Source organism: Mesorhizobium sp. M1066 (assembly GCF_040318635.1).
In the GTDB taxonomy this organism is placed as follows: Bacteria; Pseudomonadota; Alphaproteobacteria; order Rhizobiales; family Rhizobiaceae; genus Mesorhizobium.
The window spans coordinates 341,495-364,791 of the sequence record NZ_JAMYMR010000002.1; the positions used below are offsets into that span (position 1 = coordinate 341,495).

The window sequence follows — 23,297 nt, forward strand, 5'->3', positions numbered from 1 at the left end:
CACCCGTGGGGGAGATGGCCGGCAGGCCAGAGGGGGGCGCTGTCCCGCCTGCGTTTAAAGGGTCGGTATCCCGATCGTCGTGGTCTTGAACTTTACCCGTAGTTCGCCGTCAGCCACGCTCACCAAAAACACCGATTTTGGTTCTTTGTAAGCGCCAAGCTTTTTGTATCTTTCGCATAGATCAAGCAACTTGCGCGCATCGGCCGATACCTTGACGCGCCACGCCGGCGATGAATTCACCAGAGAGCCCATAATCGGTGTCTCAACCATAATGCCGCCGGCAGCAGGCGAGAGGATCGTATCCTTCGGGATGCTGCCCTTAGCGCCAACAGGTGCACGCCGCATTTGCGGCAACTTCGATATAGCTTGATAGAAGTCGAGGGCGCTGACTTCGACCGGCGGATGGGCAAGCGTTGGGGACTTGACCGTCATCGTTTTGCACCCTTCATCGCTTCGGTGATTGCCACCGTTTCGACGCTCACGCGCGTTACCCGCATCAGCAGGTCGACCACCTTCTCCTTGTAATCAGAGAAACGATATGTGTTGAACTTCTCGCGGATGGTTGGGTCTTTCGGCGTCTTTTCCTTGTATTGGTCTAGAACCCAGTCCAGCGCCGAGCGGTTGCCGAGCCGATAATGCCACGCCTCCTTCGGAACGCTGGAAAGCTGCGTCTCACTGTCGAGACGAATGATGCCGCTGTCACGGTCGGCCTTGAGCAGCGCCTTAGGCGCAACGCCCGCCGCACGTGCCTTCTCATCCGACGTGTCCAGCCGCTCCAGCGGCCACGGCTCGACCGTCTCGTAGTCTATATGCAACTCCATCAACTTCTTGCCCCACTCGGCCCATCGCCAGAAATCAGGATAGAACGGGACGCGCGGAAACTCGCGCTTCAGATTCAGCACATACTTTTCCTGATACACCGGATCATGCAGCACGCCGTAGACGTAGTGGAATATGTCGTCCTTGGAGAGAGCGATGATCTTGCGCCCCTCAGGGGGCACGCCCCCTCCGTCCTTACCATACGCCTTCCGGAATTCCCTCAGCGCCCAGTCGGTGATGTTATCGACGCACTCGCCGGAGGCGCTGTAGCGGTAGCGGGGCATACCGAAACTACTTCCATTGCCGGTCTTCAATAGGCAAATATCGAATGGCGCCAATACAGCAAGAGCAGAGAAGGGCTGATTGGCCTGCATTCCGTGGAACGCGATTAGAGGAGGTCTCACTCCGCGCGCCAAACTGAAGGGCTTGAGGGCCGATGACTTGAACAAAATACTAATGAGGTCAGCGCTGTAGAGGAGTGATTTTCGAACGAATGGCCGAAAACTGGCGTCCTGAACGTTTTCTAGGTCAATCGATCTTAAACCCTCTGACTTGAATCGACGCTCGATTTCGCGATCCCACTTTAGTTCGTCGTAGTCAGCGGCACCTGAACGTATCCTTTCAATCTGGCGGACAAACCAATTGGTCTTTGTCAGCAACTCAGCGTCGCTGTGCGCGTACAGCCATTCGTCTTTCTTAGTTTGAATACCGTTTGTGAAAACACGGAAAATAGCCCCATCGCCGGCACCACGCTTACCGCTCTTCACATTCTTACTAACGGTCGGGATGAATTCGTCCCAGTCACCACTTGACTGATCGATCCAAACTGCCTTCTTGTCTGGCTCAATGCGCTCCATCGACATAGTCGAAAGGCGCGCGTTCGACAGAAAGCTAAGCTTCTCATCTGCGGTATCGAATTCCGGTCGCCGCGCATAGAAAATCTTGCAGCCCTTCTGCTTGTGGCGTTTTACCAGAAGCGAGATCGTCACGCCGGTCTGGATGCCGAAGACGTTGTTCTTGGTCCCCGACAGCTTCGGATTGGCGCGGACATCGCCACCGAGATCGACAAGGTAGACTTCGTTAAACTCCTCCACGACGGACCGTCGAAATCCGTCGAAGGCCGCCTTTTCGATGAAGTTGCGGTTGGTGATCAGCGCCAGCACACCGTCGTCATGCAACCGATCCGACGCCCAGCGGAAGAACCTAGTATACATGTCATAGACCGAGTTCTTGTTCTGCGCCGTGCCTTTTCGGATGTAAGTTTCCTTGATGCGCTCATCGATCCGGCGATAGGGGCGGTTTGGATTGCGGCTGTTGAAGCCTTCCTGCCACGCGTTGTAAGGCGGATTGCCGATGACGACGGAAATTTTCCGCGCATTCTGCCGTTTCACACGCGCGACGTTCTCGTCCGAAAGCCCGGCAAACATGTCGTGTTGATAGCCGGCCTTGATGCCAAGCCCGGCCACATTGTCCAGCGTGTCGACAAAGCAGAGGTTAGGGAACTCCGCGAATTGGCCCGAGATCGCGGCGTAGGTCGCCTCGATGTTCAGGTTCGCCACATAGTAGGGCAGGATTGCCACCTCGTTGGCGTGCAATTCGTTCTTGTATTTGTGCGCCAACTTTCGTGGCTGGCCGCGAAAATGCTCCAACAACTCGCAAATGAAGGTACCTGTACCGGTCGCCGGGTCGAGGATCTCGACGTGCTCGTCAATAAGCTGTCTGCCAAAATGCTTCTGTGTCAGCCAGTCAGCGCCCTCAATCATGAACTTCACGATCTCGTTCGGCGTGTAGACAACACCCAGCCTGTCGGCCTTCTTCTTGTCATAGACCTTATAGAAGTTCTCGTAGATCAGTTTCAGGAATTGCTGCTTTTCCTGATGGCTTGAAATCAGCGCCGCATTCGCACGGATCGTCGCGTAGTAGGTCTCCAAGCCCTTGAGTGTTTCGCGTTTCACCTGGCCAGTGAAGAATTTCGCCTCCAGCGCATATAGCTCTTTGGCGATGTTGTTCTCGTGATGGAAGTCACTGTTATCGAAGACGTGAGCAAAAATTTCCTCTGTCAGGATATGCTGGATCAGCATCTCCCGCACATCGGCTTCGCCGACCGACGGGTTGATCGTGTCCTTGGCATGCTGGAGGAACTTGTCAGCCGCCGTGCGGAAATCTGGATTTTTGTCATAGGCGGCGTCAATACGTTCGCGAAGTGCTGTCAATACAGCCGGAATGTCGTGCTTGAACTGTTCGACCGCCTTGCGGAAGTCGCGGATTTCCTCGCGCTCATACTTGAAGAACAGCGAAACCAGCTTCAGCAGTTTTTCGGTGTCCGTCATCGAACAGCGAAACACTTCCTGCCGATTCTGAATCAGGACCGCCGTGCCCGAATTCTCGAAGATGATGTTGTCTTGAGGATAGCCTTTCGCCAGCTTCTTTCGGATTTCGTCATCGAGATCATCCTCAGTGTCCTTGGCTTCCCAGTAGCCAAGCGGCACGCGGAGATCATGCAGGATCGTTCCATCGGGACGGATGCGGTTCTTCTGCGGAGATAGAAATTCGTACTGGCTAATAAAATGCAGATTGTTCTGCCGCGACCAAGCTTTCAACAAATCCTTGAAGGCTTCCGAGATCACACCCTCGGTAACTGATCCCGAGAACTTCCTTAGTCTGTCGATTTCGTTGAGATACTGCTGAATTAGAAGTTGCGACATGTTTCCCCCAAAGCGCGCGCATTAGAGCGGGTTTCGCGCTTTCGGGAAAGTGCTCGAATGCTCTTTGTGGCCTCGTACTTGCGTTTATCTTGCCACGCGCCGCTGGTGAGCGTGGCACAAAATCTCCCAATGCCGGCGCCGCCCCTCATCCGCCTGCCGGCACCTTCTCCCCGTATAGTGACGGGGAGAAGGGGAAGCTCACCCAACCGTTTCTTAATGTGTCTCCGCTACACCAAAGCGTGAAAAGAGGCGGAAAACGGAGAGAAATCGGGGTGCGCTTTTCCGCGGCCACGACAGCCGGGCGGTTCTTGCCGCAGCGTTTGGCGCTGCGCATGGAGCCGTTGCTTGGCCGCATCGACGCCGTGCTGTTCACCGCCGACGAGCGCGGCGAGGCCGGCCGCATGTCGGTCATCGCCTTCTCCATCCGCATCGTCAGCGCCGTCATCGCCTTCATCAGCCAGGTGCTGATGGCGCGCTGGATGGGCTCGTTCGAATACGGCATTTTCGTCCTCGTCTGGGTGACGATGGTCATCGTCGGCAACCTCGCCTGCCTCGGCTTCCACACATCGGTCATCCGCTTCATTCCCGAATACCGCGAGCGCGGCCTGATGGACGAACTGCGCGGCATCGTGCTGGCCAGCCGTCTGTTCGTGCTGATCGCCTCCACGCTCATCGCCGGGCTCGGCGCGCTCGGCGTTTGGCTGGCGGCGCCGTGGATCGAAAACTACTATGTGATCCCGTTCATCCTCGGCGTCATCTGCCTGCCGATGATCGCCATGTCCGACCTTCTGTCGGGCCTGGCACGCGCCAACAGCTGGGCGTTGTTTGCCCTGTCGCCGACCTATCTCGTGCGGCCCGTGCTGATCCTGCTGTTCATGGCGCTGATGCTGTTCGTGGGCTACGCACCCGATGCCAGGACCGCCATCTTCGCCTCGATCGCCGCCACCTACGCCACCACGCTGGGACAACTCGTCGGTGTCACCCAGCGCATGGAAAGGCAGATCCCGGCAGGGCCGATGAAGGTGCATTTCGCGCAATGGTTCATCGTCTCGCTGCCGATCTTCCTGGTCGAAAGCTTCTTCTTCCTGCTCACCAATGCCGATGTGCTGATGGTCGGCGCCTATATGGACCCCAACGACGTCGCCGTTTATTTCGCCACCGTGAAGACGCTGGCGCTGGTGCATTTCGTCTACTTCGCCGTCAAGGCCGGCGTTGCCCAGCGCTACGCCCAGTTCACCCATGGCGACCCGCAAAGGCTTGCCGCCTTTGCCCGCGAGACGGTGTCGTGGACGTTCTGGCCATCGCTGTTGATGGCGCTGCTGGTGCTGGCGCTCGGCGAGCCGATGCTGGTGCTGTTCGGCCCTGAATTCACATCAGGCTATCCGCTGCTGTTTCTGCTCGTCTTCGGCGTCGTGGCGCGGGCCGCCGTCGGCCCCTGCGAAAGCCTGCTGACGATGAGCGGCAACCAGAACATCTGCGCCGCTGTCTATGCCATGACGCTGGCCTTCAACATCGCCCTCAATGTGGTGCTCATCCCGATGTTCGGCCTGTGGGGCGCGGCGATGGCCACCGCCTTTGCCATGATCTTCGAAGCCGGCGCGCTCTCCTTCACGGTGTGGCGCAAGCTCGGCATCGTCATGCTCATCTTCGTGCCTGCCAAAGGAGCCGCGTGATGGCTGCCATCCCGTTGCTTGAGGAAACCAGCGGCGGCACCGCCGGCGCCATGGTGTCCGGCCTTGCCGGGCTGACCCGCGACGCCGACCCCGCCCATATCGAGATCCTCGCCAACAACCGGCCCGAGCGCAAGCTCGCCATCTACCCGGCATCGGCAGGTTTCGACCTGGTGGAGGAGCTGGATTATCTCTGCGCCCGCACGGTCGAACCCAACGTGTTCTTCAACCCGCGCTTCCTGGCGCCCGCCATGCCGCGGCTGGAGGATCGCGAGGTGCGGCTGGCGGTCATCCGCGACGGCGACGAATACCGCAACCGGCTGCGCCTTCTGGTGCCGTTCTCGGTGGAGCGGCCGGTGGTGCCGCTCGGCGTTCCGGTCATGCGCACATGGTCGAGCCCGTTCGGTCCGCTCGGCACGCCGCTGGTCGACCGCGACGACCCGGTCGGCGTCGTCGAGGACTTCTTTGCGATGCTGTCGCGCCCGCATCTCAAGCTGCCGAAAGTGTTCGTCCTGCCCGACATCCGGCTCGATGGCCCGGTGGCGAGCCTGCTTGCCACCGTGGCCGAGGCGCGCGGCCTGACGCTGGTCACCACCGGCCAGAGCCAGCGCCCGGCGCTGGAGAGCGAGCTCGATGGAGACGATTATCTGAAGGCCTCGCTGCGCTCGCACCATTATCGCGAGTTCCGCCGCCTGAAGCGGCGCCTTGGCGACCTTGGCAAGCTTGAGCATGTCGTGGCGCGCGGCCCCGAAGACATCCGCCATGCCATCGAAGGCTTCCTGTCGCTGGAAGCGGCCGGCTGGAAAGGCCGCGAACGCACCGCCATGGCCATCGACCGCTTCCGCGCCGCCTTCGCCCGCGAAGCCGTGCACCGGCTGGCCGAACAGGACATGTGCCGCATCCACTCGCTGACGCTCGACGGCCGCACCATCGCCTGCCTGATCGTCTTCGTCGAAGCCGGCATCGCCTACACCTGGAAGACGGCCTATGACGAGACGCTGGCCAGCTATTCGCCCGGCACGCTGCTCATGATCGAGGTGACCAGGCAGCATCTCGACGATCCCAACATCATGATGACCGATTCCTGCGCGGTGCCCGACCATCCGGTGATGAGCCGGCTATGGGCCGAGCGCAAGCCGATGGGCACCCTGGTGATTGGCCTGGCGCCGGACGCCGACCGCCTCACCCGCCAGGCGGCCTCGCAACTGCACCTCTACCGCGAGACCCGCAACATGGCCCGCCTGCTGCGCAACCGCATGAAGAGCTTGCTGGGACGGCGGTGAGAAAAGGCAGGGTGCGGTTCTGGAGAATGGCACATCTTCGCTGCAATATTTGACGGGTGGGTGACCGGGAATTTACTTCGGTTGCCAGCAGGCAAACGCGAATATTGATCTCTGCTTATAAAAAACGAGATTTCTCGCAGAAATTTCCAGTGAAAGCTGATAAGACCTACTCGCATTCTTGTTCTTAATTCACGATAATCTAGTGATTCGGTAGCGATGAGAGAGAAATGTCGCTGAATCATGAGGCCAACGGCGCCCGGCACATCAGTGCGGAGGACAGCGCCGTTGTCCGAAGGGCCGACGAAGACTTCGAAGAACTGATTCGAAGCATTCGAGCCGCAACGCATCAAGCTTTGCCTCTCTTCGAAGAGGAGCCCGTGACCGGATTGGCCCAGTCAGACACGCTGGCCGCCTCCCTCGGCTCGACTTCGGCCCGGACGGGCTCGAGCCAGGCCCGCGCCATGCGCGGCTCCTCGCTCTTGTCCAACGATAGGCTGGATCCACGTGCCGATGACGACTTGGCGTGGTCGTTGGTTGACCACGATGCCGACGCTCCCGATACCGACAAATGGGAATTGCAGGAAGAGGTGGCGAAGCTGCAGCGCTTGCAGGATCGCACCTCGAAAGAGCTTGGGCGAAAATCGCGCGAACTATCGATCGCGAGTAAGACAATCGCCGACCTGGAGGTCCAACTCAACAAGGCATGGCAGACCATTGCGCAAGCGGACAGGCATGCCGGCCAGCGCGCAACGCGGTTCCTCGAAGCGAATGTCGAGGTCGAGCGTCTGGGCCGGAACCTGGCGCGCGTGTCGGGGCAACTTCGCGACGAGATCATCGCCAGGCAAGCCGCCGAGCAGGCGCGTGAGGACGTTGCATCGCGGCTCGCCAGCTTGCAACAGGCCGCCATGCTGCTTCGTTCAAAGATCGCGGATTACCAGCTCCACAACGAAGGACTGACCGGCAAACTGTCTGCGCAGATGCTGGTGCAGCAGGACCTGCAGGTGCGGCTGTCCACGGTCGAGCATCAGCGCGGCGTTCTCGGCGATTGCGCCGCCACCGCGCAGGTACGGGCCGCCGAACTTGAAAAGAGGTTGCGCTCGCTCCAGCGCAGCGCCGCCGATCAAAGCGTGGTCCGCGCAACGCCGAGCGTGGGGCAGCGCGCCGAGGACGTGGCCGAGCATCGGCGCCAAACCTCGGAAACCGAGATTGCGACGTTGCGCCAGGAGCGCGACGCGGCGCGCCGAGACTATGGCGCGGTGAAGGTTCAACTCGCCGATCTCCGCTTGCGCGACATGACCGACGAACTCGCGCATGCCCGTTGCCGCGACGAGAACCGCCAGCTTCACCACAGGCTGGAAACGCTGACACGCCAGGATCGGCCCAGCGAACCAGCAGCCGGTGACGATCTCGAACGGGCATTCGACGAATTGCTGGCGGCTGGCGAGCTTGGCGCGGCCAATGACGGCGATCCCACCGCGACGCGCAAGGCGTCTTGATCGCGTTCGGGATTTGCCACCCACAGCTCGAAGAGTGAAGGGTGGTGCCCCTAGCCGGAATCGAACCAGCACTCCTTGCGGAACTCGATTTTGAGTCGAGCGCGTCTACCAATTCCGCCATAGGGGCTCAGGCCGGGCGGCCTGGATGGCGCGGGACTATACGGTTGGAGGGCTGTTCGTCAACTGGCCAATTCTCCAGTGCCTCCAAGATGCGACCAAACTGCGCCTTTCGATTTCGTGACGGGGCTGCCATTGTGCAGCGCGGAAAATCTTTCTAGACAGGCGGCGCATCAAAAGCGCGGCACGTCTGCGGGGACGGATGGCGTGCTCTGGGTCTTTGTTCGGTGCATGCCGTTACACCCCAACCTGCCTGCGCAATGGAACGACACGCATTAGGAGTGCCGATGCTTCGCGGACTTTACGACTGGACCTTGTCGCTGGCGGCCCGCAAATCCGCCGAATGGTGGCTGGCCTTCATCGCTTTCGTCGAGAGCTCGGTGTTCCTGGTGCCGGCCGACGTGCTCTATCTGCCGATGGCGCTGTCGCGGCCGGACCGCGCCTACCGCTATGCATTGATCGCCACCGTCGCCTCGGTGCTGGGCGGCATCGCCGGCTGGTTCATCGGCCACTACGCCTATGACGCGGTGGCGAGGCCGATCCTCGAATTCTACGGCAAGTACGACGAGTTCGAGCAGCTGCGCGCGGGGGCAGGTGTAGGCTTCATCGTCCTGATGCTGATCACGTCGGGCGCTGCCCACCTGCCGCCGATCAAGGTGGTGACGATCCTGTCCGGCGTCATCGGCGTCAATTTGCTGTTGTTCGTGGTGCTGGCGATCGTGGCCCGCGGTGGCCGTTTCCTGCTGCTCGCCTGGCTGCTGCGCCATTATGGCGAACCGATCCGCGAATTCATCGAAAAGCGCCTCGGCCTCATCGCCGGCGCCGGCGCGGCTGCCCTGATTTTGCTCTATATCCTGGTCAAATACGCGTTCTGAACAGAACCATTGCGAGCCGGACGGACCGATTGAAATGACAGCGACCATGAATGCCGACACCGGACGCCAGCGCACGCTAACCGCCTTGTTCCTCGCCGTTGCCATGGCCGCCACCGTTGGTTCGGCGCTCGGCTTCCAGTATCTCGGCGGCTACATCCCCTGCCACCTCTGCCTCGAACAGCGCACGCCCTACTATATCGGCGTGCCGCTGATGGTGCTGGCGGTGATTGCGTCGATGCTGCACGCACCCAGCTGGCTGACGCGCGGCCTGCTGGCCGTCGGCGGCATCCTGATGCTCTACGGCCTCTATCTCGGCGTCTACCACTCCGGCGTCGAATGGCAGTGGTGGGCCGGCCCGACCGATTGCACGGCGGGCGCCGGACCGGTCGACACCGGCGGCAAGGGCGTGCTCGACGCGCTCGACAAATTCGTGCCGCCGTCCTGCGACAAGGCCGCCTTGCGCATCCTCGGCCTGTCGCTGGCCGGCTGGAACGCCATCGCCAGCCTGATCCTCGCCGCCGTAGCCTTCCGCGGCGCCCTCACCCGCGACTAAGCCAATTCGATTGAACGGCGCGACGCAGAGTTCGAGCAAAAATTCGCCAGGCTGAGTCGGATGGCGCGGCGTTCGACGTCCGAGCAAGATCGACCCCCACTCCGTCTCGGCTTCGCCGAGCCACCTCTCCCCCGATCGACGGGGTAGAGGAAAGGCGCGAGCCTATTGAGCCAGCGCGCCTTACGCTGGGCTCCCTTCCTCTCCCTCCGGAGGGGGAGAGGTGGCTCTGCGAAGCAGAGACGGAGTGGGGGAAGCCGGTCCTTAAGCGCGAAGCCGCTGATAGGTGAGCGCCACCGTGCTGGCCCGATACCGGGGAGTGGTAGGCATGTGAATCGCTCCAGACGGCCAGCCGCCCGAATTCTCGAACGATCTCAAGGCTCCAGTTCGACATCCCAGTAGAGATAATCCATCCAGCTCTCATGCAGATGGTTGGGCGGGAACAGGCGGCCATTGTTGTGCAGATCGTGCACCGTCGGCTGGAAAGGCTTCTGCAGCGGCCACATCTTGGCATGCGCCGGCATCATGCCGCCCTTCCTCAAATTGCAGGGCGAACAGGCGGCAACGACATTCTCCCATGTCGTCGCGCCGCCGCGATGGCGGGGGATGACGTGATCGAAGGTCAGATCCTCCGGCGTGCCGCAATACTGGCACTGGAAGCGATCGCGCAGGAAGACGTTGAAGCGGGTGAAGGCCGGGTGCCTGGAGGGCTTCACATAGGCCTTCAGGCTGACCACGCTCGGCAGCTTCATCGAGAAGGTCGGCGAGGAGACGGCGTGCTCGTATTCGGCGACGATGTTCACCCGGTCGAGGAACACCGCCTTGATCGCATCCTGCCACGACCAGAGCGACAAGGGGTAATAGCTGAGCGGACGGTAATCCGCATTCAGCACCAGTGCTGGAAGCCCATCCGGAGATACGGCAACCGTCACGTGTTCACCTCCTTGGTTCCAGACCCGAACGGCGCGGATACTGTAAGCCCGACATGACAGGGATGTGAAGCGGATTGTCGCGTCGCTGAAGCGCCAAAAATGCGTGATTTTTATGATTTTTTGCGGATTCAGGCCGGCGGCGCGGCGTCCCGCCCTCTGGTTTCACGATAATAGGACCAGAAAAGCCGCGATGCGACACCTCGCCACGGGCTCCATGATTCGGCCAGTGCGATCAGGGTTTTCTCCGGCGGACGCGGCTCGATGCCGAGCGCGTGGCCGACCGCGCTCTGCAGCGCGACGTCGCGCGCGGGGAAGATGTCGGGATGCCCGGCGGCGAATAAGAGATACACTTCCGCCGTCCATGGGCCGATGCCGGACACCGCCGTCATCGTCGTGATCGCCTCCTGGGCATCGAGCGAACAGAGGTGATGAAGGTCGAGGCCATCGACCACGGCCTGGGCAATTGCGATCAGGCCGCGCTGCTTGGGCCGCGACAGGCCGGCCTCGCGAAACATGTCCTCGCCGGCGGCCAGGATCGCTTGCGGCGTCAGCGGATCGACGAGCTTGGTCAGCCGGCCGAAGATCGCATCGGCACTGGCGCGGGACACTTGCTGCGAGACGACGATCGACGCCAGGCTTCGAAACCCCGGCTCGGACAGCCGCAGCGGCACCTCGCCGGCCATGCCGCGCACCTTTTCGAGGCGCGGGTCGATCACGCAAAGCGCATCGAGCCCCCGGGCAATGTCGTCTGATGTCACGATACGCTGCATGCTTTCTTGTTCCTCGACCGTCGACAGGGTAGCAATTGGCGAAGCGCCGCAAAACACGATTGCCGCCTGAGAGATGACACTCCTGACATTCCGCTTCGCGCCCAGCCCCAACGGCGACCTGCATCTCGGCCACGCCTATTCGGCGCTGCTCAACCAGAAGCTGGCGGCACGGGCGGACGGACGCCTGCTGCTGCGCATCGAGGATATCGACACGACGCGCTGCACGCCCCAATTCGAGGCCGGCGTGCTTGCCGACCTCAAATGGCTGGGGCTTGGCTGGGAAGAGCCGGTGCGGCGCCAGTCCGAGCATTTCGCCGAATACCAGGCGGTGCTCGAGCGGTTGATCGCGGACGAATTCGTCTACCCCGCCTTCATGAGCCGTGGCGAGATCCGCGCCTTCATCACCGACAGCGAAAAGCGTGGGCGCGATTGGCCGCGCGATCCCGATGGCGTGCCGCTCTATCCCGCCGCCGACAAGGCGCTGCCGGTCAAGGAACGCCAGCGGCGGATAGCCGAGAATGCACCCTTCGCCTGGCGGCTGGATGTCGATGCCGCCATGGCGCGTGTCGGCAAGGATTTGTCATGGGTCGAGTTCGTCGATAACAGCCTTTCCGCGACGCGTTCCGTCGAAGCTCGCCCGCGAGACTGGGGCGACGTGATCGTGGCGCGCCGCGACATCCCAACCAGCTACCACCTCGCGGTCGTCTTGGACGATGCGCTGCAAGGCGTCAGCCATGTCGTGCGCGGGCAGGATCTGTTTTCCGCCACCGGCGTCCAGCGCCTGCTGCAGCAACTCCTCGGACTGCCGCAACCGGCCTATTTCCATCATCGTCTGATCCTCGGGACGGACGGACGAAAACTGTCCAAAAGCCTCGGCGACACCAGCCTTGCCGCCTTGCGCCATGCCGGCGCATCGCCTGACGACATCAGGCGGATGGTCGGGTTTTGAGCCCGCGAGATCAGACAAACCACCTGCCAAATGCGCCGGCCGTTGAATTTCAGTGATGTATGGATCAATGGTTTCGCTTTGCGCGTCGGGTTGAAGCGCATTAGAGCAGCGCCACGGTCAACTCCCCCCAACACGGCGGTCTCCGGAACATGCACAGCATCAAGCGGTTCATCCCCGCCACCTTCGTCGTCCTGTGGGCGACCGGCTTTATCGGCGCGCGCTACGCCATGCCGTGGGCGGAGCCGTTCACCTTCCTCGCCGCGCGGTTCGTCATCGCCGCCATCCTGCTGGCCGTCCTGATGCTTGTGCTTGGCTCGAAGAGAGCCACCCGCGAGGAGGCGCTGCATGCCACCGGCGCCGGCATCCTGATGCACGGCGTCTATCTCGGCGCCGTGTTCTGGGCCATCCACAGGGGCATGCCGGCCGGATTTTCGGCCCTCATCGTCGGCCTGCAGCCGCTGATCACGGCGGTGCTTGCCGGTAAGTTTCTCGGCGAGGCGATCCTGCCGCGCCACTGGCTTGGCCTTGGCATCGGCCTCATCGGCATCGTCATCGTGCTGTGGCCGAAGCTCGGCGCGCTCGGCGGCGGCGTGACCGCGGCGACACTGACCGCCTCGCTGGTCTCGGTGCTCGGCATGAGCGCCGGCACCATCTGGCAGAAGCGCTTCGCCTCCGGCGGCGACCTCGTCGCGGCGACCATGTGGCAATATGTCGGCGGTGGTTCGCTGATGCTCCTCGCCTCGCTCGCCTTCGAAACCCACACGGTCATCATCAATGGCGAACTGATCTTCGCCATGGCCTGGCTGGTGCTGGTGCTGTCGCTCGGCGCCATTTTCCTGCTGATGGTGATGATCCGCGACGGCGAGATGTCGAAGGTGGCGTCGCTGTTCTACCTGGTGCCGGCGGTGACGGCGGTCATCGCCTGGGCACTCTTCGACGAGCAGCTCAACGCGCTGCAGATCGTCGGCATGGCGATCACGACCTTCGGCGTTGGCCTGGCAACGGCTCGGCAGGCCAAGGGAATTGGGGAAGTGAGGAAGTGAGGAAGTGAGGAAGTGAGGAAGTGAGGAAAATGGGGCCATCTGGCGCTGAGTGCTTCTTCTTCAATTCTTCAATTCTTCAATTCTTCTAATTCGGCCTGTCATCCCACCCGCGCACGCGCCTCCAGATAGCGACTGATCGCGGCGTTGAGCTCGCCGCCGAGGATGAAGATCGCCGAGACCATGTAGAGGAAGACCACGGCGATCATGATCGAGGCCAGGCCGGCATAGGTCGTCACATAGGACGAGAAGTGGTCGAGATAGGTGGCGAAGATGGTCGAGCCGATAAGCCATGCCGCCAGCGTGAAGACGATGCCCGGCACCAGCGAGACGAAGCGGCGCTTGCCCGCCGGCAGCCAGAAATGCACGGCAAACAATCCGCCGACGATGACCGCTGAGGCGATGACGTAACGCCACAGGGTGATGGTGCCCATATAGGGCTTGATCCAGTCGATATGGGCTTCGGCGAGCCGCGCCAGCAGCGGCGCGAACACCAGGAGCACGCTGATCGCCAGGAAACCGGCCGTGGCGATGAGAACGAAGATGATGCTCTGCACCCGGCGGTAGATGATGCCGCGCGTTTCCGAAACGCGATAGGCTCGGTTGAGCGACGTGCGCAGCGCCTCGATGCCGTTCGACGCAAAATAGGCCGCAAGCACCACACCATAGGTCAAGAGGTCGGTGCGCCTGACGGTCAGCACATTGAGCACTTCGCGCGCGATCGGCTTGGCGATCTGTTCGGGCCAGGTGTCGAAGACCAGATGCACGGCCGTGTCGGAGAACGCCTGCGCGCCCAGGAAGCTCGCCAGCGTCGTCGCGAAGATCAGGAACGGGAACAGCGCCATCAGCGATGTGATCGCCAGATGGCTGGCCATGGCCCAGCCGTCATCGGTGTTGAAATGGCCAAGCGCGTCGTAGAGAACCCGCTTGAGGGCTACGATCTTCCGCAACAAGAACCGCGCCCTCCAATTGTCTCCACGCCGGGAATATGGGAAGGGATTGCGGCAAATGGCAACCCTTGGCGAAACCACGAACAGTCCGGCGCAGAAGTTGCGCTCGATTATCATCACCGGTGCGTCTTCGGGAATAGGCGCGTACTGCGCCCGCGCGTTGAAGGCGGAAGGCTGGCGGGTGTTCGCAACGGCGCGCAAGCCGCAGGACATCGCCGCACTCGAAGCCGACGGCATCGAGGCCTTCTATCTCGATTATTGCGAGCCGGACTCCATCGCCGCGCTGGTGGCGGCGGTGCTCGACCGCACCGGCGGCCGGCTCGACGCCCTGTTCAACAACGGCGCCTATGCGCAGCCGGGCGCCGTCGAGGATCTGCCCGTTGCGGCGCTCAAGCAGCAGTTCGAGGCGAATTTCTTCGGCTGGCATGATTTGACCCGCCGGCTGGTGCCGGTGATGCGCCGCCAGGGTCAGGGCCGCATCGTCCACTGCTCGTCGATCCTTGGCCTCGTCCCGGTGCGCTTCCGCGGCGCCTATTCCGCGTCGAAGCATGCACTGGAGGCCTTGATGCTCTGCCAGCGCCAGGAACTGGCCGGCAGCGGCGTCCACGTTTCGCTGATCGAGCCGGGGCCGGTGAAGTCGAAGATCGCCAGCAATGGCCTCATTTGGTTTCTCAGCAACATCGACCACGAAGATTCCGTGCACCGCGTGGACTATGCGGCGCAACTCGAGCGGTTGCGGGCCGGCGGCAGCCAATCGGCCTTGAAGCCAGGGCCGGAAGTCGTTCATGCGGCGCTGCGCCATGCACTTCTGTCGCGGCGCCCGCGCCCGCACTATGTGGTAACAGTGCCGGCCAGGATCGGTGCGGTGCTCAAACGCATCCTGCCGGCATCGATGCTCTACCGCCTGATGGCCAAACGCGCCTGAACGCCAAACAACTGGAACGAAACAATGGCAACCGTCTTCAACATTCTCGCCATTCTGGTCATGGTCGCCGTTGCGGTCGTGCTTGTTCGCGGCCTCATCAACATGATGCGCGGCGGTTCCGGCGTCACCTCGAACAAGCTGATGCAGGCGCGCGTCATGCTGCAGGCCGTGGCGCTGGTGCTGATCCTGCTGGCGGTGTATTTCACCCGCAAGTGAGGATGCCGGCGGCCGGGGAGGCGAAATGGTCAAGCTCAACAAGATCTACACCCGCACCGGCGATGATGGCACCACGGGTCTCGGCACCGGCGAGAGGCGGCTGAAATCCGATCTGCGGGTAGACGCTTACGGCACGGTCGACGAGGCCAATGCCTGCATCGGCATCGCCCGGGTCCACACGGCCGCGACCCATCCCGCGATCGATGCCATGCTTTCCCGCATCCAGAACGATCTGTTCGACCTCGGCGCCGATCTCGCCGTCCCCGACGACGGCAAGCCGCTCGGCTATGAGCCGCTTCGCATCGTCGCCGTGCAGACCGACCGGGTCGAGAAGGACATCGACCTGCTCAACAAGGAGCTTCAGCCGCTCAAATCCTTCGTGCTCAATGGCGGCACGCCGGCAGCGGCGGCACTTCACCTTGCCCGCACCGTGGCGCGGCGGGCCGAAAGGCTGATCGTGGCCCTTGCCCAGGACCCGGACGAACACGTCAACCGCGACGGTCTGAAGTACATCAACCGCGTCTCGGATTTCCTGTTTGTCGCCGCCCGGGCGGTCAATGACAACGGAAACGCCGACGTGCTATGGGTTCCCGGCAAGAACCGCTGATCGTCGAAAGCGGAAGAGGGCCTGGGGCATGTTCATCCCGCTTTACGACACCAACAGGCTGCGCCACATCCGCCTGCAATATGTGACCATCGGGCTGATCGTGGTCAACGCCCTGGTCTACCTTGCCACCGCGCTCGGCGGCGAGAGTTTCTCCAATGCCGCCGTGCTTGGTCTCGGCTTCATCCCGTCGGTCGTCCATGACACCGCCGAGCTCGATCCCCGTTTCATCGTCATCCCCGAAAGCCTGAGCTATCTCACCTATTCCTTCCTGCATGCAGACATCTTCCATCTCGGCGGCAACATGCTGTTCCTGTGGGTGTTCGGCGACAATGTCGAGGATGCGCTCGGCCACATCCGCTACCTCATCTTCTACCTGTTGTGCGCGATCGCCGGCGCCGCTTTCCAGGGCCTCGTCGCCTGGGATTCGCAAGTGCCGCTGATCGGTGCCTCCGGCGCCATCGCCGGCGTGGTCGTCGCCTATCTGATCCTTTATCCCAGGGTGAAGGTCTGGGTGCTGGCCTTTGCCCGCATCCCGCTGCGGATTCCGGCCTTCATCCCGCTCATCTTGTGGGTGCTGTTCCAGGTGGTGATGTTTGCCGCCGGCGGCGAGGACCAGATTTCGTGGGCCTGCCATATCGGCGGCATCATTGCCGGCGCCGTTCTGGTGCTCGTCTTGCGCAGCCGCGGCGTGCCGCTGTTTGCCGGCGCCGACGAGGACGTCGCGCCCACCGCTCCCGACCAACCGCCGGTTGCCACGGAACCGCTGATCCCCGACCCGCCCGCCGCGACACCGCGCTGGGGGCGAGGAAACGCTTCCAGTTCGGACTGAACCGATTTGAGCGGCTTGCAGCGTATTGACGTGCAGGGTTGCCCCAACTACGGAAACGTCACCGCCGCAACCTAAGGCGGGCAAAGACCAGAATTTCCATCCGGCCAGAATTCCATCCGGCCAAAATTCAGTCAGGAATGTCGGCTTTCGACAACTCAGAAAGGGCGCAGGCTGTTATAGCGCGCCCAACTAGCGTGAAGAGGTGACAGGCAAATGAAGATCCTTGTACCCGTGAAGCGGGTTGTGGATGCGAACGTCAAAGTTCGCGTGAAGGCTGATGGTTCGGCGGTGGAGCTCGCCAACGTCAAGATGGCGATGAACCCGTTCGACGAAATCGCGGTGGAAGAAGCAATCCGGCTGAAGGAAGCCGGCAAGGCGGAAGAAATCATCGTCGTCTCAATCGGCCCGCAGCAGGCGCAGGAAACACTGCGTACCGCACTCGCCATGGGCGCCGACCGCGCCATCCTGGTCAAGACCGATGAACAAACAGAGCCGCTCGGCGTCGCCAAGGTGCTGAAGGGCGTCGTCGACGCCGAGCAGCCCGGCCTCGTCATTCTCGGCAAGCAGGCGATCGACGACGACTCGAACCAGACCGGCCAGATGCTGGCGGCACTGCTTGGCTGGGCGCAGGGCACCTTCGCTTCCAAGATCGTGCTCGACGGCGACAAGGCCAAGGTGACGCGCGAAGTCGATGGCGGCCTGCAGACCGTGGAACTGAAGATGCCGGTGATCGTCACCGCCGACCTTCGCCTCAACCAGCCGCGCTATGCCTCCTTGCCCAACATCATGAAGGCCAAGAAGAAGCAGCTCGACGAAAAGACCCCGGCCGACTACGGCGCCGACGTCAAGCCGCGGTTGAAGGTCATCAAGACCGAGGAGCCGAGTGGCCGCAAGGCAGGCGTCAAGGTCAAGAGCGTCGCTGAGCTGGTCGACAAGCTCAAGAACGAAGCCGGCGTGCTGTAAGCGATCGGGAAAGGAACAAGAAAAATGGCTATTCTCCTCATCGCAGAACACGACAACGCAACGCTTTCCGACCAGACCGCCAAGGCGCTGTCGGCCGCCCTGCAGATCGGCTCGGACGTGCATGTGCTGGTTGCCGGCAAGGGCGCCAAGCCGGCAGCGGACGCTGCCGCCAAGCTCAAGGGCGTGAGCAAGGTGCTGCTGGCCGAAGCCGACGAACTCGCCGAGCGCCTCGCCGAGCCGACGGCAGCACTGGTTGTGTCGCTGGCGGGCGCTTACGACACCATCATCGCGCCGGCGACCTCGTCGGGCAAGAATGTCGCGCCGCGCGTGGCTGCGCTCCTCGATGTCGCGCAGGTGTCCGAGATCATCGAAGTCGTATCTCCCGACACCTTCAAGCGGCCGATCTATGCCGGCAACGCCATCCAGACGGTGCAGTCGAGCGACGCCAAGAAGGTGATCACGGTCCGCACCGCCTCCTTCCAGGCAGCCCCCGAAGGCGGCTCGGCGGCGGTCGAGGCTGTCAAGGCAGCAGCCAACCCCGGCCTCTCCACCTTCGTCGAGAACAAGCTTTCCGAGACCGACCGTCCGGAACTGACCTCGGCCAAGATCATCATCTCGGGTGGTCGTGCGCTGGGTTCGGCGGAGAAGTTCCAGGAGGTCATCCTGCCGGTCGCCGACAAGCTCGGTGCCGCCGTCGGCGCCTCCCGCGCCGCGGTCGATGCCGGCTATGCGCCGAATGACTGGCAGGTCGGCCAGACCGGCAAGGTCGTCGCCCCTGATCTCTACATTGCGGTGGGCATCTCCGGTGCCATCCAGCACCTCGCCGGCATGAAGGATTCGAAGGTCATCGTCGCCATCAACAAGGACGAGGAGGCGCCAATTTTCCAGGTTGCCGACTACGGCCTCGTCGGCGATCTCTTCGTCATTCTGCCGGAGCTGCAAAAGGCGCTTTGACGCTTTCTGCCAAAGCGTATTAAATGGTGAGGGTGGGGTAGACGAAGTCGCCCCGCCCTTTTAGTTTGCACCGCACAAAAAGCAGGCCGCAAAGGCTAAAAGCAATTCCAGCAAAAGTGCGCAGCGGTTTTCCCGGGAAAAGCGCGTAGCGCTTTCCCTAGGGAATTGCGGTAAAATAAAAAGGTGGAGCGCTTTCGCAGTTCAAGCGGAAGGGCTCAGGACGGGATCGGTGTAATGAGCAAGATCGAGACGATCGGCATCATCGGCGCGGGCCAGATGGGCGGCGGCATCGCCCATGTCTCCGCGCTTTCGGGCTACAAGGTGCTGATCTACGATATATCGCCCGACCGCATCGAGAAGGGCATCGCCACCATCAGCGGCAACATGGCCCGCCAGGTGGGGTCCGGCAAGCTCGACGAAAAGGTTCGCAACGACGCGATGGGCCGCATTTCGGCCGCCCCGGCGATGGCCGATCTTGCCGGCGCGGATCTGGTGATCGAAGCGGCGACCGAGGACGAGACGGTCAAGCGCAAGATCTACGCCCAGCTCTGCCCACAGCTCAATCCCGAAGCCATCCTGGCGACCAACACCTCGTCGATCTCGATCACGCGGCTTGCCGCGCAGACCGACCGGCCGGAGCGGTTCATCGGCATACATTTCATGAACCCGGTGCCGCTGATGAAGCTGGTCGAGCTGGTGCGCGGCATCGCCACCGAGGACCAGACCTTCGAGGCAGCCAAGACCTATGTGAAGCAACTCGACAAGACGATCACGGTCTCGGAGGATTTTCCGGCCTTCATCGTCAACCGCATCCTGCTGCCGATGATCAACGAGGCGATCTACACGCTCTATGAGGGTGTCGGCTCGGTCGACGCCATCGACACCGCCATGCGGCTCGGCGCCAACCATCCGATGGGGCCGCTGCAGCTGGCGGATTTCATCGGGCTCGATACATGCCTGTCCATCATGCAGGTGCTGCATGATGGCCTGTCGGACTCGAAATACCGCCCTTGCCCGCTGCTGGTGAAATATGTCGAGGCCGGCTGGCTCGGCCGCAAGACCGGGCGCGGCTTCTACGACTATCGCGGCGAGCATCCCGTTCCGACGCGCTGAGCCCATCGTCGGCGCAAATCAGGGACAAGCCTTTCGGCGGTGACAGGCTCGATCAGGAGGCCGCTGCCAGCGGCTCTGTCAGGCCATCCACGATCTGTGCGTCGGGCGCCACGGAGACACAGCCACGGCCGGCCGCCTTGGCCGCATAGCAGGCCGCATCGGCTCTCGCGATGATCTCGTCGACCTCGCCGCAATTGGCATTGATCGCAGCCAATCCGATGCTGGCGCCGATCACGTGAGGACGGCCGTCCCAGGTGAAATCCAGGCCGCCGATCGCATCGATGATGGAGCGCGCCGCGATCTTGGCGCCGGCTGCCGAACCCGATTTCAGAATGACAGCGAATTCGTCGCCGCCGAGGCGAGCGACGATGTCGTCTGGACCAAGCACGCCGCGAACCGCCTCGGCAACCCGCTTCAGCAGCGCGTCTCCCGCCGCGTGGCCACCCGTATCGTTGACCAGTTTGAAGTGATCGAGATCGATGAACATGAACTGGTGCCCGCTGGCTCCGACCGACTCTGTCGTGTCGCCGGTCGACTTCCTCGTGTCGGCGGTGCCATCCTTGCGGGCCTGACCGACCAGTTCCTCCATGGCTCGGATGAAGCTCGAGCGGTTGGCAAGGCCGGTCAGCGCATCGTGTGCCGCGGCGTGCGCCAGTTGGCGCTGCAGCGCGCGCGCATCGGTAAAGTCCTGGAAGACGATGACCAGCCCGCAGAATTCGTTCCGTTCGTTGATGATCGGCGACACGACCTGACGGATGCTGCAGCGCGTGTCGTCGCGCCGGATCAGGACGGCGCGGCTGTTCTGGTCGGCCGGCGCCTGAACGCCAACCGCGGGCCGGGTCACGCCGATCCTGTGCCCCGTCTCCTCGTCGACCGCCCAGTAGACATGGCCAAGCATCTTGCCGAGGGCCTCGCCGCCGGCAATCCCGGTCAGCTTTTCGGCGACCGGGTTCATGAAGGTGATGCGGTTTGCGGCATCGGTGCAGATGACGGCATCGCCGATCGATTGCAGCGTCACCCTCAGCCGCTCCTTTTCATCGGCAAGCATTGCCGCCGACACAGTGAGGCGCTCTTCGGCCTCCTTGCGGCGGGTGATGTCGGTCAGGCTGCCAATGGCCCTGATCAGCCGTCCATCCTCGTCGCGTTCGATAGCCTTGCCGCGGTCGAGTATCCACATCCAGTGGCCATCCTTGTGGCGCATCCTGAACTCGGCCTCAAAGAACGGTGTCTTGCCCTCGAGATGAGCGCGATCCGCTTCGGCGACAATCTCGCCATCGTCGGGATGGATCATCGTCAGCCAGCGGTCGGTGTCGCCATCCAGCTCGCCATCCGCATAGCCCAGCATCTTGACCCAGGTCGAGGAATAGGTCGTGCCGCCCTTGCGCATGTCGAGGTCCCAGACCCCTTGGCCGGCGCCGGCCAGGGCGAAATTCCAACGCGTTTCCGCCTCGGCAATGCGCGCCTCGGCCTGCTTGCGCGCGTCGATGTTCTCGATTTGGGAGACGAGATAGAGCGGACGGCCGCTGTTTTCATCGCGAATGACCGAGCCGGCAAGATGGGCCCAGACGGGCGTTCCGTCCTTCCTGAGATAGCGCTTCTCGAAATGGAAGGAATTGACCGTGCCCGCCTTCAGATCGTCCATCGTCTCCCGCCCGATCTGCAGATCGTCGGGATGCGTGATCTGGAAGAAAGTCAGCGCCTCGATCTCTTCGCTTGTGTAGCCAAGCATGGCGGCGAAGGCCGGATTGGTCTGGCGGATGCGCCCGTCAAGACCGACAACCACGATACCGATCGCCGAATCCTCCATGGCGCGGCGGAAGCGCAGCTCGCTCTCGGCGATCTGCTGGCGATCCCTGCTGATCCTGCGGATGGACAGGGCGGCGAGGAACAGCGCGCCCACCGCCACCGCCACAGCGATCTGCAGACAGAGCTTCAAGGCTTCGGTGCCGAAATCCAGGCGCGACAGCAGGATTGAGGTCGCCAGCACGCCCAGGCCGGCGACGAGCAACGCCAGCCCTGCATGCCCAAGAGATTTTCGGCTGGCCAATCCTCGCCACATCACGATACGTGCCACCCCCGTGCGCAAACGCATGTCAGACATCAACCTTGACGGATCGATTTTAAGGAAAGGTTGCGTCCGGCCTGCCGGCGCCATCGCTAACCGGCAAACAATTGCCGGCATGATTAAGGATCGGTGTGCATGGGCTCGCGATCGTGGCGGAACGCTACCAGCGCACGAAAAACCGTCCGCCGAGCGCGCCGAGCAATGCGAGCGCTGCAATGGCTATCGTGTACCAGGTGGCGACGAAAAGCGGCGAGTCGTCGAAGCAGTGCGCGGCATAGAAGGTTGCCGCCAGCCCGCCGGCTAGCAGGCCTGCCACCGCGCCGGCAAGCATCGGCCGTGTCGGCGCCCCGTAGCGCAGCATCCACAGGAAAATGGCAAGCGGGCCGAGGCCGATCAACGGGATGAAGCCCATGCAGATCATCATGTTGGAGCCGACCATTTTGGTTCCCCACAGCGCCTCCGGCACCATGAAAAGCTCCAGAAGCACCGCCACGGCTACCAGCACTGGCGCCGCAGCCATCCAGGCCATCGCCCGGCCCGTAGAGGCACCCGGCGTCGACAAGGCGCGGATCAGGGCAAAGGCGCTGACGGCAAGCACGATGGTGAAAACAAATTTGGAGAGGAAGCGCATCGTGTGCGCGGCTGCCATGAAGTCCGGGCGCGGGCCGATGGTCAGCAGGAAAACGACGGCCGCGATCACCGCTGCCGCGCCGGCGGCCATCCACCAGGCCGATTGCAGCGGCATCGCCTTGCTGCCTGCATCGGCGTCCAGCGCCTTGATGAGATTTTCCGTCCTCATGTCATTCCCGCCCGAACCGCCCCTGCCCGAATCGCTTGGCTATCGCGGCAAGTCCGCGATGCAGCGACACACGCACCGCCGTCTCGCTGATGCCGAACTTTGCCGCCGTCTCGCCGATGGACCGCCCTTCCACCGATACGGCCGAGACCACGGAGCGTTGTGCCGGCGACAGGCCGTCCAATGCACGGTTGATGTCGCGCTCGCTGACGGTCTCGGTTTCCGGCTCGGCGAACGTCTCGGCGATATCATCGACGTCGATCTCGATGCGTCGTCCGCGCCGCCGGAACGCATCGATCAGCTTGAAGCTGGCGATCGCATAGATCCACGGCAACACCGGCGCATCCTGGCGCCAGGTATGCCGTTTCACATGAATGGCCAGCAAGGTTTCCTGCACGATATCCTCGGGATCGACCCCGCCCTGCACGATCTTGCGCCGGGCAAAACCGCGGACCATCGCGGCAATCCGGTGCAGAAAGTCGGCGTAAGCCCTTTCATCTCCCGCGATCGCGGCCCGCATCAGCCGGGAAAGTTCGGCCTCGTCCTTGCCGCTCACAAGAGTTCACTCCCCGATTTTCGCGTCTCGGCGCTGATTTGTTACGTGGCCGGCGAAATAATGTCCAAGCCAAACTGTCGGCAAATCACGAAAGTTTGCGGCACCGCCGAACCGGGA

22 protein-coding genes and 1 tRNA gene are annotated in these 23,297 nt (G+C 62.4%); 14 read left to right on the forward strand and 9 right to left on the reverse strand.

What is annotated here, in order from left to right; translation table 11 throughout:
- Positions 1-54 precede the first annotated feature (54 nt).
- Positions 55-432, reverse strand: a complete 378-nt coding sequence (locus tag NKH52_RS04660; protein WP_352727907.1) for a hypothetical protein — start codon at positions 430-432, stop codon at positions 55-57.
- Positions 429-3,524 (reverse strand): type ISP restriction/modification enzyme, encoded by a 3,096-nt coding sequence (locus NKH52_RS04665; RefSeq protein ID WP_352727905.1) that lies wholly within the window; start codon positions 3,522-3,524, stop codon positions 429-431. Before NKH52_RS04665 ends, NKH52_RS04660 begins: the two co-directional genes overlap by 4 nt.
- Before the next feature lie 272 nt (positions 3,525-3,796).
- On the opposite strand from NKH52_RS04665, the gene NKH52_RS04670 reads away from it, so the two are divergent.
- The 3 genes from NKH52_RS04670 to NKH52_RS04680 all read left to right on the forward strand — a co-directional run bounded on the left by NKH52_RS04670 (position 3,797) and on the right by NKH52_RS04680 (position 7,973).
- Positions 3,797-5,197: a lipopolysaccharide biosynthesis protein gene (locus NKH52_RS04670; RefSeq protein WP_352727903.1), complete on the forward strand. Its 1,401-nt coding sequence runs from the start codon at positions 3,797-3,799 to the stop codon at positions 5,195-5,197.
- A complete protein-coding gene (locus tag NKH52_RS04675) occupies positions 5,197-6,477 on the forward strand; it encodes a GNAT family N-acetyltransferase (protein ID WP_128304568.1) in 1,281 nt (426 codons plus the stop codon). The genes NKH52_RS04670 and NKH52_RS04675 overlap by 1 nt, the downstream gene beginning before the upstream one ends.
- Positions 6,478-6,854: 377 nt before the next feature.
- A complete protein-coding gene (locus NKH52_RS04680; RefSeq protein WP_352727901.1) occupies positions 6,855-7,973 on the forward strand; it encodes a coiled-coil domain-containing protein in 1,119 nt (372 codons plus the stop codon).
- A 42-nt stretch (positions 7,974-8,015) separates the two neighbouring features.
- On the opposite strand, the gene NKH52_RS04685 is transcribed toward NKH52_RS04680, so the two are convergent.
- A tRNA-Leu gene (locus NKH52_RS04685) sits at positions 8,016-8,100 on the reverse strand.
- Positions 8,101-8,377: 277 nt separating this feature from the next.
- Here NKH52_RS04685 and NKH52_RS04690 point away from each other — a divergent pair.
- Positions 8,378-8,965, forward strand: a complete 588-nt coding sequence (locus tag NKH52_RS04690; protein WP_027038155.1) for a YqaA family protein — start codon at positions 8,378-8,380, stop codon at positions 8,963-8,965.
- Positions 8,966-8,999: 34 nt separating this feature from the next.
- Complete coding sequence (locus tag NKH52_RS04695; RefSeq protein WP_013529434.1) at positions 9,000-9,518, forward strand: disulfide bond formation protein B; 519 nt, start codon at positions 9,000-9,002, stop codon at positions 9,516-9,518.
- Between the two features lie 371 nt (positions 9,519-9,889).
- Here the strand turns inward: NKH52_RS04695 and NKH52_RS04700 are convergent, their stop codons facing one another.
- Both NKH52_RS04700 and NKH52_RS04705 read right to left on the reverse strand, forming a co-directional pair.
- The gene (locus tag NKH52_RS04700) at positions 9,890-10,447 is read right to left on the reverse strand and encodes an HNH endonuclease (protein WP_006328497.1); all 558 of its coding nucleotides are present in this window, start codon (positions 10,445-10,447) and stop codon (positions 9,890-9,892) included.
- Between the two features lie 128 nt (positions 10,448-10,575).
- Complete coding sequence (locus NKH52_RS04705; protein ID WP_352727898.1) at positions 10,576-11,217, reverse strand: DNA-3-methyladenine glycosylase family protein; 642 nt, start codon at positions 11,215-11,217, stop codon at positions 10,576-10,578.
- A 73-nt stretch (positions 11,218-11,290) separates the two neighbouring features.
- Here NKH52_RS04705 and gluQRS point away from each other — a divergent pair, with 73 nt between their 5' ends.
- Positions 11,291-12,166, forward strand: a complete 876-nt coding sequence (gluQRS, locus tag NKH52_RS04710; protein WP_352727896.1) for a tRNA glutamyl-Q(34) synthetase GluQRS — start codon at positions 11,291-11,293, stop codon at positions 12,164-12,166.
- Positions 12,167-12,315: 149 nt separating this feature from the next.
- Positions 12,316-13,209, forward strand: a complete 894-nt coding sequence (locus tag NKH52_RS04715) for a DMT family transporter (protein ID WP_352727894.1) — start codon at positions 12,316-12,318, stop codon at positions 13,207-13,209.
- A 98-nt stretch (positions 13,210-13,307) separates the two neighbouring features.
- On the opposite strand, the gene NKH52_RS04720 is transcribed toward NKH52_RS04715, so the two are convergent.
- Positions 13,308-14,159: a YihY/virulence factor BrkB family protein gene (locus NKH52_RS04720; RefSeq protein WP_013529430.1), complete on the reverse strand. Its 852-nt coding sequence runs from the start codon at positions 14,157-14,159 to the stop codon at positions 13,308-13,310.
- 55 nt (positions 14,160-14,214) lie between these two features.
- Between NKH52_RS04720 and NKH52_RS04725 the strand changes: the two genes are divergently transcribed.
- From NKH52_RS04725 to NKH52_RS04755, 7 genes are all read left to right on the forward strand, one after another.
- Positions 14,215-15,081, forward strand: coding sequence for an SDR family oxidoreductase (locus NKH52_RS04725; protein WP_352727892.1), 867 nt, complete (start codon positions 14,215-14,217; stop codon positions 15,079-15,081).
- Between the two features lie 24 nt (positions 15,082-15,105).
- Complete coding sequence (locus NKH52_RS04730; RefSeq protein ID WP_013529428.1) at positions 15,106-15,297, forward strand: twin transmembrane helix small protein; 192 nt, start codon at positions 15,106-15,108, stop codon at positions 15,295-15,297.
- Between the two features lie 25 nt (positions 15,298-15,322).
- Entirely contained in the window at positions 15,323-15,904 is a 582-nt protein-coding gene (locus tag NKH52_RS04735; protein WP_352727890.1) for a cob(I)yrinic acid a,c-diamide adenosyltransferase, read from the forward strand.
- A 28-nt stretch (positions 15,905-15,932) separates the two neighbouring features.
- On the forward strand, positions 15,933-16,733 hold the full coding sequence (locus tag NKH52_RS04740; protein WP_023811131.1) for a rhomboid family intramembrane serine protease: 801 nt from the start codon (positions 15,933-15,935) through the stop codon (positions 16,731-16,733).
- 213 nt (positions 16,734-16,946) lie between these two features.
- Positions 16,947-17,696, forward strand: coding sequence for an electron transfer flavoprotein subunit beta/FixA family protein (locus tag NKH52_RS04745; protein ID WP_027038146.1), 750 nt, complete (start codon positions 16,947-16,949; stop codon positions 17,694-17,696).
- A 24-nt stretch (positions 17,697-17,720) separates the two neighbouring features.
- A complete protein-coding gene (locus NKH52_RS04750; RefSeq protein WP_352727887.1) occupies positions 17,721-18,650 on the forward strand; it encodes an electron transfer flavoprotein subunit alpha/FixB family protein in 930 nt (309 codons plus the stop codon).
- A gap of 234 nt (positions 18,651-18,884) precedes the next feature.
- On the forward strand, positions 18,885-19,763 hold the full coding sequence (locus NKH52_RS04755) for a 3-hydroxybutyryl-CoA dehydrogenase (RefSeq protein WP_013529423.1): 879 nt from the start codon (positions 18,885-18,887) through the stop codon (positions 19,761-19,763).
- A 52-nt stretch (positions 19,764-19,815) separates the two neighbouring features.
- Here NKH52_RS04755 and NKH52_RS04760 read toward each other — a convergent pair whose 3' ends face one another.
- The 3 genes from NKH52_RS04760 to NKH52_RS04770 all read right to left on the reverse strand — a co-directional run bounded on the left by NKH52_RS04760 (position 19,816) and on the right by NKH52_RS04770 (position 23,180).
- Positions 19,816-21,855, reverse strand: a complete 2,040-nt coding sequence (locus NKH52_RS04760) for a PAS domain S-box protein (protein WP_352727885.1) — start codon at positions 21,853-21,855, stop codon at positions 19,816-19,818.
- 133 nt (positions 21,856-21,988) lie between these two features.
- Positions 21,989-22,627: an NrsF family protein gene (locus NKH52_RS04765; protein ID WP_127293665.1), complete on the reverse strand. Its 639-nt coding sequence runs from the start codon at positions 22,625-22,627 to the stop codon at positions 21,989-21,991.
- A 1-nt stretch (position 22,628) separates the two neighbouring features.
- Complete coding sequence (locus tag NKH52_RS04770) at positions 22,629-23,180, reverse strand: sigma-70 family RNA polymerase sigma factor (protein ID WP_127293667.1); 552 nt, start codon at positions 23,178-23,180, stop codon at positions 22,629-22,631.
- Positions 23,181-23,297: the final 117 nt, after the last annotated feature.

Bases quoted from the DNA above. Each gene is read 5' to 3' on its own strand.
- NKH52_RS04765 (WP_127293665.1), bottom strand. From the start codon at position 22,627: ATGAGGACGGAAAATCTCATCAAGGCGCTGGACGCCGATGCAGGCAGC.
- NKH52_RS04755 (WP_013529423.1), top strand. From the start codon at position 18,885: ATGAGCAAGATCGAGACGATCGGCATCATCGGCGCGGGCCAGATGGGC.
- NKH52_RS04665 (WP_352727905.1), bottom strand. From the start codon at position 3,524: ATGTCGCAACTTCTAATTCAGCAGTATCTCAACGAAATCGACAGACTA.
- NKH52_RS04730 (WP_013529428.1), top strand. From the start codon at position 15,106: ATGGCAACCGTCTTCAACATTCTCGCCATTCTGGTCATGGTCGCCGTT.
- NKH52_RS04760 (WP_352727885.1), bottom strand. From the start codon at position 21,855: ATGCGTTTGCGCACGGGGGTGGCACGTATCGTGATGTGGCGAGGATTG.
- NKH52_RS04705 (WP_352727898.1), bottom strand. From the start codon at position 11,217: ATGCAGCGTATCGTGACATCAGACGACATTGCCCGGGGGCTCGATGCG.
- NKH52_RS04675 (WP_128304568.1), top strand. From the start codon at position 5,197: ATGGCTGCCATCCCGTTGCTTGAGGAAACCAGCGGCGGCACCGCCGGC.
- NKH52_RS04725 (WP_352727892.1), top strand. From the start codon at position 14,215: ATGGCAACCCTTGGCGAAACCACGAACAGTCCGGCGCAGAAGTTGCGC.
- NKH52_RS04660 (WP_352727907.1), bottom strand. From the start codon at position 432: ATGACGGTCAAGTCCCCAACGCTTGCCCATCCGCCGGTCGAAGTCAGC.
- NKH52_RS04690 (WP_027038155.1), top strand. From the start codon at position 8,378: ATGCTTCGCGGACTTTACGACTGGACCTTGTCGCTGGCGGCCCGCAAA.
- gluQRS (WP_352727896.1), top strand. From the start codon at position 11,291: ATGACACTCCTGACATTCCGCTTCGCGCCCAGCCCCAACGGCGACCTG.
- NKH52_RS04745 (WP_027038146.1), top strand. From the start codon at position 16,947: ATGAAGATCCTTGTACCCGTGAAGCGGGTTGTGGATGCGAACGTCAAA.
- NKH52_RS04735 (WP_352727890.1), top strand. From the start codon at position 15,323: ATGGTCAAGCTCAACAAGATCTACACCCGCACCGGCGATGATGGCACC.
- NKH52_RS04715 (WP_352727894.1), top strand. From the start codon at position 12,316: ATGCACAGCATCAAGCGGTTCATCCCCGCCACCTTCGTCGTCCTGTGG.
- NKH52_RS04750 (WP_352727887.1), top strand. From the start codon at position 17,721: ATGGCTATTCTCCTCATCGCAGAACACGACAACGCAACGCTTTCCGAC.
- NKH52_RS04740 (WP_023811131.1), top strand. From the start codon at position 15,933: ATGTTCATCCCGCTTTACGACACCAACAGGCTGCGCCACATCCGCCTG.
- NKH52_RS04695 (WP_013529434.1), top strand. From the start codon at position 9,000: ATGACAGCGACCATGAATGCCGACACCGGACGCCAGCGCACGCTAACC.